Origin of the sequence: Actinobacillus equuli, from assembly GCF_900636745.1 — a bacterium.
GTDB classification, from domain to species: Bacteria; Pseudomonadota; Gammaproteobacteria; order Enterobacterales; family Pasteurellaceae; genus Actinobacillus; species Actinobacillus equuli.
Map to the genome: position 1 here is coordinate 2,409,225 of NZ_LR134310.1, position 14,159 is coordinate 2,423,383.

Sequence of the window (14,159 nt, forward strand, 5' to 3'; positions counted from 1 at the left end):
ACTATGGATGATATTAAACAGAAATTTGAAGAAGCTAAGCGTTTCTTTGATAAAGGTGATTTGGATAAGGTTGTAGCGATTCTTTCTACAATTTCGAGAGAAGACGGTGCGGAACAGTATGCAAAAGCACAGTTTCTTCTAGGCATTACATTAGGAAAGCAGGGGAAGTTTGATGAAGCAATAATTGCTTTTAGCAATGTAATTCGTGAGGATGGTGCAGAGGCGTATGCAAGAGCACAGCTGAATCTTGGTATTACTCTCGGTAAGCAAGGGAAAGTTGATGAAGCAATCGAAGCATATCGCAATGTAACTCGTGAGGATAGTGCAGAGTTGTATGCAAGAGCACAGCTGAATCTTGGTATTACTCTCGGTAAGCAAGGGAAAGTTGATGAAGAAATCGAAGCATATCGCAATGTAACTCGTGAGGATAGTGCAGAGTTGTATGCAAGAGCACAGCTGAATCTTGGTATTACTCTCGGTAAGCAAGGGAAAGTTGATGAAGAAATCGAAGCATATCGCAATGTAACTCGTGAGGATAGTGCAGAGTTGTATGCAAGAGCACAGCTGAATCTTGGTATTACTCTCGGTGAGCAAGGAGAAGTTGATGAAGAAATAGAGGCATATCGCAATGTAACTCGTAAGGACAGTGCAGAGTCGTATGCGAGAGCACAACTATATCTTGGTATTACTTTAGGAAAGCAAGGGAAGGTTGATGAAGCAATCGAAGCATATCGCAATGTAACTCGTAAGGACAGTGCAGAGTCGTATGCGAGAGCACAACTATATCTTGGTATTACTTTAGGAAAGCAAGGGAAGGTTGATGAAGCAATCGAAGCATATCGCAATGTAACTCGTAAGGACAGTGCAGAGGCGTATGCGAGAGCACAAATAAATCTTGGTATTACTTTAGGAAAGCAAGGGAAGGTTGATGAAGAAATAGAGGCATATCGCAATGTAACTCGTAAGGACAGTGCAGAGTCGTATGCAAGAGCACAATTATGTCTTGGTATTACTTTAGGAAAGCAAGGGAAGGTTGATGAAGCAATCGAAGCATATCGTAATGTAACTCGTGAGGATAATGCAAAGTCGTATGCGAGAGCACAATTATATCTTGGTATTACTCTCGGTGAGCAAGGAAAAGTTGATGAAGAAATCAAAGCGTATCGAAATGTAACTCGTAAGGACAGTACAGAGGCGTATGCAATAGCACAATTATATCTTGGTATTACTCTCGGTGAGCAAGGAAAAGTTGATGAAGAAATCAAAGCGTATCGCAATGTGAATCGTGAAGATAGTGTGGAACAATATGCTATGGCACAGCTGAATCTTGGTATTGTTCTCAATAAGCAAGGGAAGACTAATAAAGCGATAGTAGCTTTTAGTAATATAACTCGTAAAGATAGTGCGGAAGTGTATACGAAAGCACAGTTTGTACTTGGGTATATTTTACTCCAGAATAAGCGTAATAAAGCAAAAGATGCTTTTAATAATATAAGATTAAGTGATAGCGTTGAATTATATACGAAAGCTCAGGTGTACCTTAAGATACTGAATATAGGTAAGAAAGAAATTAGGACATCTTTGTTTAATATACATCGCTGTATAGATGATATTTTGAGTTTGTTACGTATAAATAATCCTAGTGAGGTGCATATAGCGCATTATACTAGACCAAGTACTTTATTTAAATTGTTACCAAATGAATTTAGTAAAGATGGGCAGAAAGGTATATATTCTAGATTTAGATTAAGTTCAATTAATGGAGTTAATGATCCAACAGAAGGAAAAATTTTATTTCAATACCTAGGATTTAATCAGATAAAAGAAGATGCTTATATTACGTTTATTAGTTGCTTTACTTTTAATCATGATAGCCTTAATCAATTTAGGTTATATGGTAAAGAGAATAACAAAGAAGTAACGGGTGTAAGCACTGTTTTTGATGGCTCTAAGTTCTTTGAACAAAGTTTAGATAAGTCCATTGCACTGGATTATGGTTCAAAATTGAATAAAGAGACAAACGATCTTCAAGAGGATATTGAAAAAGAGAAGCGATTAGTTGATAAACTTCCACTGTATCGTTGTATTTATATTGATCCTGAAAGTGCTTATATCAGTTTAGCAAGACGAGAAGATATTACTTTTTATAGAGAAAAAGCAACAAACCAACAAGATTTAAAAAGATATAATAAACAACTATCTGAAAGTAATAAAGAAGTAACGAATCTATTAAAAGAAATTAAATCTTGCATAGACATAGTATTATCTAAAAAAGCTAACAAGCTAAATAGAAATGAACTATTGGAAGTAATAAGTGAGATTATTTTACCATTAAGATATTTAGTTAAACACGTTGCTTTTAAAGAAGAGCAAGAATGTAGAATGGTATATATCTCTCCGTTGGATAATCCGAAAATTATTTTAGATACGGAATATAACCAGACTTATGTAGAGTATGCGGTTCCTGTTAAGGAAAATATTCATAGAGTATATTTATCTCAAGGCGCAAATATATATAAAGAAAGCTTTAGAATTTTATTAGGCGAAAATAAAGTAAAAAGCTCTTCAAATCCGTTTAGGAATAAGGATTGATCTTTATAGAATCCACATCCTCTCTCTGATTTTTGCAAAGTCGTTACTTTGCTCAAATCTGTCTCTCTCCCGCAAGGGGAGAGAGTTGTTTAACAAGCGGTTAAATTTATTGAAAACTTTGCAACCTGTAAAAAGTTGGGCGAATTTGACCGCTTGTATATGATTTAGATTTAGGAGGATTGTGTTAGAAAATGTTGTAGCACATTACACTCTCGCCCCCTGTGGGAGAGAGGGGAAATATCCCAAAAGTCAGTTTAATTTATGATGTTGTCTTAAATTAAACTGGCTTTTTCTTTTTTTATGCGGTTTCTTTGTAAAATTTGCGAGAAATCAGACCGCTTGCTTGTGTTAGAATAAATACACATTTGAAGAGGAGAATAGTATGGATCTTGCCTACCTAGCCGAATTACCGAGAGAAGAATTTGTTGAGCGTAGAAATCGTGTGTTTGAGCAAATGCAGGATAATTCTGCGTTGGTGGTGTTTACTGAAACCGAGAAACGCCGTAATAGTGATTGCGATTATTTGTTCCGTCCAGATAGTTATTTCTGGTATTTAACCGGTTTTGCCGAGCCGAAATCGGCGTTGTTGCTGATTAAAAAAGACGGCAAAAATGAGAGTGTGATTTTTGTGCGTAAAAAAGATCCGCTAATGGAAACGTGGAATGGTCGTCGTTTGGGGATTGAAAAAGCCCCTGAGACCTTGAGCGTGGATTTGGCATTTGATATTGAGGATATTGCTCGTGTTTTTGCAGAAAAAACGCAGAATTTGACCGCTTGTTACTATGCGAAAGGCTTACAGGAATGGGGCGATAGCATAGTGACAGATGTAGTAGCGGAGCAGTTTGCTGACGTGATTGACTGGCAGCCGATGTTGTCGGAAATGCGTTTGATTAAATCGACAGCGGAGATCGCTTTAATTCAGCAAGCGTGCCATATTTCGGGTTTGGCACATATTCGTGCGATGAAGCAAACCCGCCCAAATCGTTATGAATTAGAAATTGAGGGCGAAATTCAGCACGAATTTACTCGTTTTGGGGCAAGATTCCCGGCTTATAATTCGATTGTAGCAAGCGGTGAAAATGCCTGTATTTTGCACTACAATGAAAATGATCAGGTACTAAAAGACGGTGATTTATTGCTGATTGATGCCGGGGCGGAATTTGCTCACTATGCCGGCGATATTACCCGTACCTTCCCGATTAACGGTAAGTTCTCCGAACCTCAGCGAGAAATTTATCAACTGGTGCTAGACGCAATGAAAGAAGCAGCTAAATGGCTTATTCCGCAAAGTTCGATCAAAATTGCTAATGAAAAGGCAGTACAAGTGCTAACCGAAGGTTTAGTCCGCTTAGGGATTTTGAAGGGCGAAGTGGAGCGGTTAATCGCCGAGAAAGCCTATCGCCAATTTTATATGCACGGCTTAGGGCATTGGTTGGGGCTAGACGTTCACGATGTCGGTAATTATGGCACGGAGCGAGATCGCCCACTTGAAATCGGTATGGTGCTAACGCTTGAGCCGGGGTTATATATTTCAAGTGATGCGGACGTACCAGAGCAATACAAAGGCATTGGTGTACGTATTGAGGATAACTTATTGATTACCGAATATGGCAATAAAAATCTCACTAGCGGCTGCCCAAAAGAAATTGCTGATATTGAAGCAATTATGAATGTTCAGTAGATAGGAAAAGTAAATAACCACAGAACGCACGGAATACACAGAAATTTTTCGTATGACGTGAGAACTGTGGTTTTTTATTACCTAAAAGCTATACATAAAAATAACCACGAACTATATAGCGTTCACAGAATAAATTTTCCGTGTATTCAGTGTAGTCCGTGGTTTTACAAAATAGTGATTAAAGCACTTTTACAATCGCTTCGCAAAGGGCATCAATGTTTTGGTCGGTGATACCTGCAACATTGATACGACCAGAACGTACCACATAGATTGCGAACTCTTCACGTAAGCGATCCACTTGTTCCGGTGTTAAACCACTAAATGAGAACATACCGTTTTGTTGTGCGATAAAGTCGAAATCTTGTTTTGCACCTTTCTCTTTTAATAATTGCACCATACGGTTACGCATATCTTTAATGCGATCACGCATTTCATCTAATTCCGCGACCCATTCCGCACGTAACGCTTCATCACCTAATACACGAGCAACCGCATTTGCACCGTGTGATGCCGGGTTAGAGTAAAGCACACGAATAATCGATTTAATTTGCGTGAATGCTTTATTAGCTACTTCGGCATTTTCTGCCACTAAGGTAAATGCTCCAACACGCTCGCTATATAAACCGAAGTTTTTCGAATATGAACTTGCGATTAATAACTCTTTGTGGTTTTTCACAAACGCACGTAAGCCGTATGCGTCTTGGTCTAAACCGTTACCAAAGCCTTGGTAAGCAAAGTCAAACAATGGTAACCAGCCTTTTTCCGCAGAGAGTTTCGCTAATGCGTCCCATTGTTCAGGGGTTGGGTCGATACCGGTCGGGTTATGGCAGCAACCGTGTAATAACACTACATCGCCGGCTTCCGCTTGGCTTAAATCGGCGAGTAAGTTATCCCAATCTAAACCGTGCGTATCTTTATTGTAATAGCGATAGCCTTTCACATTTAAACCGACCGCTTCTGCAATTGCATTGTGGTTTGGCCAAGTCGGGTTTGAAATCCAGATGTTTTTTGCTGACGTTTGGCGTTTGATAAATTCCGCTGCAATACGTAACGCGCCCGTACCACCTAAACTTTGTGCGGTTTTTGCACGACCTGATGCGATAATTTCCGTCCCTTTACCGAATAAAAGCTCTTGTGTATAAGCGTTAAATGCTTGTACACCGTCAATCGTAAGGTAGTTTTTATTCGTTTCTTGTTCTAACAATAACGCTTCGGCTTTTTTAACCGCTTTTACGATAGGCGTTTTACCTTCCGCATTCATATAAACACCGATACCGAGATTGATTTTCCCTGCACGTTGTTCCGCTTTAAACGCTTCACCTAAACCTAAGATTGGATCTGCCGGAGCAGCCTGAATATGGTTGAACATTGACATGTGTCGTCCTCTAAAAAGTTGTGTTTGAAATTAGAAATACTTATACAATCCATTAGCTATTTTAGCAATAGAAAAGCGGTCTGTTTTCCTAAATTTTTTGCAAATTTTGGAAGAAAACAGACCGCTTGCACTTATTTGAGTTTATTAATTGCCCAATCTAACCCCGAATGGAAATCGTCGGTTAAATGCGGACGAAGCTGCTCGAGTAATTGAATTAACTGAGTTTGTTCCGGATGACATAAATTAATATGTCCGACTTTACGACCGGCACGCACTTCTTTACCATACCAATGTAATTGTGAGAACGGTACTTCCAGCCACGCGTTATTGTGTTCGATACCAATCAGATTCACCATCACACTAGGTGCAATTTGTTTGAGTTGCGGTGTCGGCAAGTCAAGCAATGCGCGTAAATGCAATTCAAACTGGCTGATTGAGCAACCTAATTGCGTCCAGTGTCCGCTGTTATGTACACGAGGAGCGAGTTCATTAATTAATAACGTATCGCCCACCACAAAACATTCCATTGCCATTACGCCGATATAGTCTAAGTCTTGCATAATCGTGCCAAGCATTTGTTCCGCTTGAACTTGGTAAGTTTGCTGATTTGGTAAATTCACATCACAAACGGAGTAACGTAAGATACCGTTTTGCTGCAAGTTATGACTAATCGGATAGAAACGGGTAGAGCCGTCACGGAAACGAGCACCGACAATTGAAATTTCTCCATCAAACGGAATAAATTTTTCTGCAATCACTTCACCGAATAGATCCGGCGTGATTTGGTCAATGCTGTCTTGTGTCACAATCCATTGACCTCTGCCGTCATAGCCGCCAGTACGACGTTTTACCACCACTTTTTCACCGACATTGCTGAATACGCTTTGCCATTGTTCGGCAGATTCCAATAATTGCCATGGTGAAGTAGAAAGTTGGAGTTTATCTAATAAGGATTTTTGGGTGAAACGATCTGCGGTTGTGCCGAATACGTTTAAATTGACAAAATTTTTATGATTACCGAGTAATTGGGTGAGCGGCGTTTCTGTCCAACGCTCGATTTCTGCGGTAATGATACTGTTTGGCTCAATCTCAAAAACCGGTGCATCAAAAGCAAGCGGTTTTACTTCAATATCAAGTGGTGCGCCGGCATAGCGTAACATTCTGCCGAGCTGACCGTTGCCAAGCACATAAATTGGAGGATAAATAGCACTTTTTTGCATTTTTTATGATTCCGTTTGCAGCAAGTTCGAGGGCTGATTTGCTATTTTTTCGGCAAATTGACCGCTTGTTTGGCAAGCAAATCTCGAACTTATTTGGTATTTATTGGATTGTTTAAAAATATTCGGAGAGCGGCTTGCGCAAATCTTGGTTTAATAACACCAATAATTTGATACGAGCTTTTTGTCCACTTAAACCGGTGGTAAAAATGACGTTTTGTTGTTTAAGCTGTTTACCGCCGCCTAAATAGTCATACACATCTTGAGTGACACCGTTAAACGCACGTGAAACTAACACAACAGGAATATCAGCACGTAATAACGCATCTAAACCGGCTAAACAGCTTGGCGGCAAATTACCTGCGCCGAGCGCTTCAATCACGACACCGTCACAACCGTGGTGAGCTAATTGTTCTAATAAGAAACTATCCATTCCGGCGTAACTTTTAACGAGCTGCACGTTAGTACGGGTAATTGTTTGAGCTGGGAAGCGTTCATATTCGATTAATTGTTGGAAATATAACACGCGATTTTTAGCAATTAATCCGCAAGGACCGAATGTTGGCGTTTGGAATGTCGCTACGTTGGTCGTATGCGTTTTAGTCACAAATTTAGCGTTATGAATTTCATCATTCATAACTACTAATACGCCTTTGCCTTGGCTTTCCGGACAAAGTGCAACCAAAATTGCACTTTGTAAGTTAATTAAACCGTCCGAGCCTAATTCGTTGCTTGAACGCATGGCACCGGTAATTGCAACCGGCACGTTTACATCAAGGGCTAAATCAAGAAAATAGGCGGTTTCTTCTAACGTATCCGTACCGTGGGTAATCACAATACCATCATAGTTTTCTTCATTGACCGCTTTTTCAATACGTGTTTTCAATAACAACCAATGCTGTAAAGTAATATGCGGTGAAGGCACATTCAGTACAGATTCTTGACTGAGCTGAGCAGGGTGGTTTAAACGTTCTAACGCGGCAAGTAGTGGATTTTTCTCAGAAGGCGAAACCTTACCGTCTTCGCCTTCACTCATTGAAATAGTACCGCCTGTATGTAGGATTAAAAGTTTCTTTGTCATGAAAAATAGATTAATTACGTGGATCTGGATTATCTAAGACAGATTGCGTTTGTTCATTGCGGAATGCGTGTAATTTTTTCGCTAATTCAGGATTAAAAGCCGCTAAAATTTGTGCAGCTAATAAACCGGCATTCGCTGCACCTGCAGGGCCAATCGCAAGTGTACCAACCGGAATGCCTTTCGGCATTTGAACGATAGAGTATAAACTATCTACGCCGCTTAGCATCGAACTTTTTACCGGCACGCCTAGCACAGGTACAATCGTTTTTGCCGCAATCATACCCGGTAAATGTGCCGCTCCGCCTGCACCTGCGATAATCACTTTATAGCCGTTTTGTTCGGCACATTCCGCAAACGAGAAAAGTTTATCCGGCGTACGATGCGCCGAAACCACTTCAACATGATAAGCAAGGTTAAATTGATCTAAGATTTGTGTTGCTTCGGACATCGTTGCCCAGTCGCTTTTTGAACCCATAACAATCGCAATTTCAGGTTTTTGTGACATAGTTGTTCCTTTAGAAGTGAATGGAGGAAATATTTCAAGTATAGCACGATAGGCAAACGATTGCTTGCTAAATTATGTTAACTGAAAACAATCTGAGCAATGTAAAGAATTATCCACAAAGCACAATTTAAAGCTATTAAATAGGTGATGAAATGTGTTACTATATGCGACCATTTTTTCAAATTCATGTAGTTGCAATCAGAACCGGAGATAGAATATATATGACGAGTAGTGCGAATAAACGTTCAGTAATGACCCTTTTTTCAGATAAAAATGATGTGTATAGTCATCAAGTACGAATCGTATTAGCGGAAAAAGGCGTTCCTTACGAAATTGAGAATATTAGCCCTGATACAATTTCTGAAGATTTAATGGAAGTAAATCCTTACGGTAACGTACCCACATTAGTTGATCGTGACTTAGTGTTATTTAATTCGCGCATCATTATGGAATATCTTGATGAGCGTTTTCCTCATCCGCCGTTAATGCCTGTATATCCGGTGTTGCGTGGTAAATGTCGCTTAACCATGCACCGTATTGAGCAAGATTGGTACTCGCTGATTGATATCGTGAATAAAGACCCTGAGTCAAAAGAGGCGAAAAAAGCCTTACTTCAATTACGTGATGAAATGTTAGCTTTAGGTCCGGTATTTGCAGCAACGCCTTATTTCATGAATGAAGAGTTTAGTTTAGTGGATTGTTATGTTGCACCATTGCTATGGAAAATGCACAACTTAGGTGTTGAGTTTACTGGTGCTGGTAGCAAAGCTATCAAGGCATATATGACTCGAGTTTTTCAACGTGAAAGTTTTGTACAATCAATTGGTGGGGCTGCGCCTAAACATTTAATGGACGAAAAAGACTAATGAAACCTTTACGCCCTTATCTTTATCATGCTTATTACAGCTGGATTATCGATAATGACAATACGCCTTACTTGCTAGTCAATACGGATTATCCGGATGTGGATGTGCCAACAGAATTTATTCGTGATGGTAAGATTATCTTAAATATTGCACCTCGTTCTATCGGGCAATATGTCGTAACCGATGAAGCGATTCGTTTTAATGCGCGTTTCCAAGGCATGTTACGAGACGTATATATTCCACTTGGTGCATTAGAAGCAATTTATGCACAAGAAACGGGGGATGGAGTCATGTTCCAAGATGAGCCTTATTATAGTGAACAAGCCTATCATGAACGCAATGCGCTTTCACATGAAGAAACAACTAAATCTAAAGCAGTGAAGAAAAAGGCATCACATTTAAAACTCGTCAAATAATTTTTCATTGATTTGTAAGCGGTTAAATTTCATCAAAGTTTTGCAATTTTTGAGAGAAATTTAACCGCTTATCTTTTGGGGTCAGATCAATAAGGTGGCTTTTTTTATGTTTTGGATCTTGTTACGCTGTTGTTTGCGCAATAACAGGTGACTGTGAACGAGTTACGCCTGCCATATCAGTAAGTTCATCCATACGATTAATTGTAATGTATTTACCTTGTACAGTAATCATACCACTCTTTTGGAAACGACCTAATAAACGGCTGATAGTTTCAATGGTTAAACCTAAATAGTTGCCGATATCTCCACGTGTCATCGTTAAACGGAATTCACGAGCAGAGAAACCACGAGCAGAGTAGCGTTGAGACAGATTATGCAAAAATGCGGCTAATTTCTCTTCTGCACTCATTTTTGAAAGTAAAAGAATCATTTCTTGATCACTTTTAATTTCATTACTCATTAAACGCATAATTTGATGACGGATTTTAGGCATTTTACCTGCAAGGTCATCAAGAATATCAAATGGAATTTCGCAAATCATTGACGTTTCAAGCGCTTGTGCGAAGCCAACGTGCTTCATATTAGTAATCGCATCAAAACCCACTAAATCACCGGGTAAATGAAAAGCAGTAATTTGCTCTTCACCACTTTCGCTAATTGTATAGCTTTTAATTGTGCCTGAACGAATAGCATAAATAGAACGAAGTTCATCACCTGATTGGAAAATAATCTGCGATTTTTGAACAGGTTTTTTACGTTCAATGATATTATCCAGCTGAGTTAATTCATGTTCATTCAACGTGAATGGTAAACAAAGCTGACTAATACTACAATTTTGGCAATGAATGGTACAAGCTGTACGATTCGTATTTTTTACGTCAGAAACGATTTTCATAGGACTTACCGTATGTAAAGTAGGCAAAAGTTTGATTTGGCGCAAATATTATCACTAATTATCGTTAGAATAAAGATGCAACTGAATTAATTTAAATCAAAAAGTTATTTTCAATACTGCTTTTATTTTCATTTTGAAGAAAACTGACTCCATTATTTGAAACATTTTTTCAAAAATGAGATCTAGTTCAAACTTTAATTGGAAAGAGTATGCTAGTATTTGAATCAAAGATAAGATTTAGACAGGTAAATAAGGAGTCTATTATGTACAAACATATTTTAGTCGCAGTTGATCTTTCTGAAGAGAGTCTCATTTTACTCCGTAAAGGTGCAAATCTTGCTGAAAAATGTGGAGCTAAGCTTTCACTAATCCACGTAGATGTCAATTTTTCAGATCTCTATACAGGTTTAATCGACATTAATATGTCTTCTGTACAAGATAGTGTCGTGCAAGAAACTACAAAAGCACTCAATGAGCTCTCCACTAAAATCTCATATCCAGTATCAGAATGCCTAAATGGCACGGGGGATTTCAGCCAAGTATTGGAAGAAGCAGTTGAAAAACATCAAATTGACTTATTAATTACCGGACACCACCAAGATTTCTGGAGTAAATTTATGTCTTCAACTCGTCAAGTGATGAATAATGTTAGTGTTGATATGCTCGTCGTGCCGCTAGCTGATGAATAAGTCTTTATAAGACGGTTTTAGAATTGACCGCTTGGAAACATCTTGGTTTTCAAGCGGTCTTTTTGATGTATTGTTTTAAAAATAAATTAAAAAGTTTTTTACTTGCCAATTAGCAAAGAAAAGAAAAACGTGTAGAATAGTAGGGCTTACAACTAACATTATTATTTGTTATACATTTTTAGAGTACTATTTAAATGAAAACAACTTCAGAAATTAGACAATCCTTCTTGGATTTCTTCCATAGTAAGGGACATACCGTTGTACCAAGCAGTTCTTTGGTACCAGAGAATGACCCTACTTTATTATTTACGAATGCAGGGATGAACCAATTTAAAGATGTTTTTCTCGGCTTAGAAAAACGACCTTATACCCGAGCGACTACCGCACAACGTTGTGTCCGTGCCGGCGGTAAACATAATGACTTAGAAAATGTAGGTTACACGGCACGCCATCATACTTTCTTTGAAATGATGGGGAACTTCAGTTTTGGTGATTATTTTAAACAAGATGCTATTCAATTCGGCTGGGAATATTTAACTTCTCCGCAATGGCTTGGTCTTCCGAAAGAAAAATTATATGTAACAGTTTATGAGACGGATGATGAAGCTTATGATATTTGGAACAAAATCGTAGGTGTACCGACTGATCATATTATTCGTATCGGCGATAATAAAGGTGCACCGTATGCTTCGGACAATTTCTGGGCAATGGGGGATACTGGCCCGTGCGGTCCTTGTACTGAAATCTTTTATGATCACGGCGATACTTTCTGGGGTGGTTTACCGGGAACGCCGGAAGAAGATGGTGACCGTTATATCGAAGTATGGAACATCGTATTCATGCAATTTAACCGTCAAGCAGACGGTACAATGGAAAAGTTACCGAAACCGTCTGTAGATACGGGTATGGGTTTAGAGCGTATGACAGCAGTAATGCAGCACGTAAACTCAAACTATGAAACGGATATATTCCAAACATTGATTAAAGAAGTTGCAGGTTTATTGAATGTAACCGACTTAGACAATAAATCTTTACGTGTAGTAGCAGACCATATTCGTGCTTGTTCATACTTAATTGCGGATGGTGTTATTCCGTCAAATGAAGGACGTGGTTATGTGTTACGCCGTATTATTCGTCGTGCGGTACGTCATGGTAACTTGTTAGGTGCAAAAGAAGCGTTCTTCTACAAATTAGTACCTACACTTGCAACCGTAATGGGACATGCAGGTGAGATTTTAACTCAAAAACAAGCACATATTCAGAAAACATTAAAAGCGGAAGAAGAGCAGTTTGCCCGTACGCTTGAGCGCGGTTTAGCATTATTAGAAGATGCACTAACTAAAGTAGAAAATAATACGCTTTCAGGTGAAGTTGCATTTAAACTTTATGATACTTACGGCTTCCCGCTAGATTTAACCGCTGACGTGTGTCGTGAACGTAATATTACGATTGATGAAGCAGGCTTTGAAGCAGAAATGAGTGCACAGCGTGAGCGTGCTAAAGCAAGCAGTAACTTTGGTACCGACTATAACAACGTGATCAAAGTGGATGGACAAACAGATTTTATCGGTTACGATAATTTAGAAGCTCAAGCGACAGTTGTTGGTTTATTCAGTAATGGTAAAGCGGTTGACACAATCCAATCAGGTGAGTCTGCGGTTATTATTCTTGATCAAACCCCATTCTATGCAGAAATGGGCGGACAAGTAGGCGATAGCGGTTTAATTTCTACTGAAATTTGCGAATTTACTGTAAGTGATACTCAAAAATATGGTCAAGTGTTTGGACATATCGGTCAATTAACATCGGGTAGCCTATCAATTGGAGATAAAGTAACGGCTTATGTAGAAGTAAATCGTCGTAAGGCAATTACAGCAAACCACAGTGCAACACACTTATTACATTCAGCATTACGTGAAGTATTAGGTGATCATGTGGCACAGAAAGGCTCGTTGGTTTCTGAAGAAGCATTGCGTTTTGACTTCTCGCAACCGGAAGCAATCACAAAAGCACAGCTAGAAGAGATTGAGCGTATCGTGAACCGTAAGATTCGTGAAAATATTCAGGTTGTTATCGAAACGATGAATATTGAGTCTGCGAAACAAAAAGGTGCGATGGCGTTATTCGGTGAGAAATATGGTGATGTTGTCCGAGTAGTCGGTATGACAGAGTTCTCAATTGAACTTTGTGGTGGTACTCACGTCCAATATACGGGTGAGATTGGTTTATTTAAACTAGTTTCGGAAGGTGCTGTTGCTGCAGGTGTAAGGCGTGTAGAGGCCGTAACAGGCGAAAAAGCAATGAATTGGTTGCATAATCAGCAAAGAATAATTCAGCAAAGTGCAGAATTATTAAAAGCTGATAGTAACTCATTAGTTGAAAAAATTCAGCAGCTTCAAGATAAGGCTAAGCGAACAGAAAAAGAGCTCCAACAGCTTAAAGATAAATTTGCTGCTCAAGCTGGTTCTGAATTAGCAAAACAAGCAGACCAAATTAACGGGGTAAATGTCATTATTCAGAAACTTGAAGGTGTAGAAACTAAATCGTTACGTACGATGGTTGATGACCTGAAAAACCAATTTGAAAATGCCATTGTAGTTTTTGGTAGCGTAGCAGATGATAAAGTAAACTTAATTGTTGGTGTTACGAAAGATCTATCAAGCAAAGTTAATGCTGGTGAACTTGTGAGTGTGATGGCACAACAGGTAGGTGGAAAAGGCGGTGGTCGTGCTGATATGGCTATGGCTGGTGGTTCAGAACCACAACAGCTTGATTCAGCACTCAAACTTGCGCAAGAATGGATTCAAGCTAAACTTTAATAATTCAAAAAAGGCAAGACCTT

General features: G+C 39.0%; 11 protein-coding genes. 6 read left to right on the plus strand and 5 right to left on the minus strand.

Annotated elements, in window-relative coordinates:
- The first annotated feature begins 3 nt into the window (after window positions 1–3).
- Together EL121_RS11300 and pepP are read left to right on the plus strand one after the other, a co-directional pair.
- Window positions 4–2,592 carry a tetratricopeptide repeat protein gene (locus EL121_RS11300; RefSeq protein ID WP_129545065.1) on the plus strand — a complete coding sequence of 863 codons (2,589 nt, stop codon included), beginning with the start codon at window positions 4–6 and terminating at the stop codon, window positions 2,590–2,592.
- A 382-nt stretch (window positions 2,593–2,974) separates the two neighbouring features.
- Entirely contained in the window at window positions 2,975–4,273 is a 1,299-nt protein-coding gene (gene pepP, locus EL121_RS11305) for a Xaa-Pro aminopeptidase (protein ID WP_039196815.1), read from the plus strand.
- Between the two features lie 178 nt (window positions 4,274–4,451).
- On the opposite strand, the gene EL121_RS11310 is transcribed toward pepP, so the two are convergent.
- From EL121_RS11310 to purE, 4 genes are all read right to left on the minus strand, one after another.
- Entirely contained in the window at window positions 4,452–5,648 is a 1,197-nt protein-coding gene (locus EL121_RS11310; RefSeq protein WP_039196816.1) for an amino acid aminotransferase, read from the minus strand.
- A 131-nt stretch (window positions 5,649–5,779) separates the two neighbouring features.
- Entirely contained in the window at window positions 5,780–6,868 is a 1,089-nt protein-coding gene (purK, locus tag EL121_RS11315) for a 5-(carboxyamino)imidazole ribonucleotide synthase (RefSeq protein ID WP_039196817.1), read from the minus strand.
- A 112-nt stretch (window positions 6,869–6,980) separates the two neighbouring features.
- Window positions 6,981–7,946: an asparaginase gene (locus EL121_RS11320; protein ID WP_039196818.1), complete on the minus strand. Its 966-nt coding sequence runs from the start codon at window positions 7,944–7,946 to the stop codon at window positions 6,981–6,983.
- A gap of 10 nt (window positions 7,947–7,956) precedes the next feature.
- Window positions 7,957–8,451 (minus strand): 5-(carboxyamino)imidazole ribonucleotide mutase, encoded by a 495-nt coding sequence (purE, locus tag EL121_RS11325; RefSeq protein WP_039196819.1) that lies wholly within the window; start codon window positions 8,449–8,451, stop codon window positions 7,957–7,959.
- Window positions 8,452–8,672: 221 nt separating this feature from the next.
- Here purE and sspA point away from each other — a divergent pair, with 221 nt between their 5' ends.
- Window positions 8,673–9,317, plus strand: a complete 645-nt coding sequence (gene sspA / locus EL121_RS11330; RefSeq protein WP_014991490.1) for a stringent starvation protein SspA — start codon at window positions 8,673–8,675, stop codon at window positions 9,315–9,317.
- Window positions 9,317–9,733, plus strand: coding sequence for a ClpXP protease specificity-enhancing factor (locus EL121_RS11335; RefSeq protein WP_039196820.1), 417 nt, complete (start codon window positions 9,317–9,319; stop codon window positions 9,731–9,733). Before sspA ends, EL121_RS11335 begins: the two co-directional genes overlap by 1 nt.
- 121 nt (window positions 9,734–9,854) lie before the next feature.
- On the opposite strand, the gene EL121_RS11340 is transcribed toward EL121_RS11335, so the two are convergent.
- Window positions 9,855–10,628, minus strand: a complete 774-nt coding sequence (locus EL121_RS11340; protein ID WP_039196823.1) for an FNR family transcription factor — start codon at window positions 10,626–10,628, stop codon at window positions 9,855–9,857.
- Between the two features lie 263 nt (window positions 10,629–10,891).
- Between EL121_RS11340 and EL121_RS11345 the strand changes: the two genes are divergently transcribed.
- Complete coding sequence (locus tag EL121_RS11345) at window positions 10,892–11,317, plus strand: universal stress protein (protein ID WP_081978354.1); 426 nt, start codon at window positions 10,892–10,894, stop codon at window positions 11,315–11,317.
- Window positions 11,318–11,511: 194 nt separating this feature from the next.
- Entirely contained in the window at window positions 11,512–14,136 is a 2,625-nt protein-coding gene (gene alaS / locus EL121_RS11350) for an alanine--tRNA ligase (RefSeq protein ID WP_039196825.1), read from the plus strand.
- Window positions 14,137–14,159: the final 23 nt, after the last annotated feature.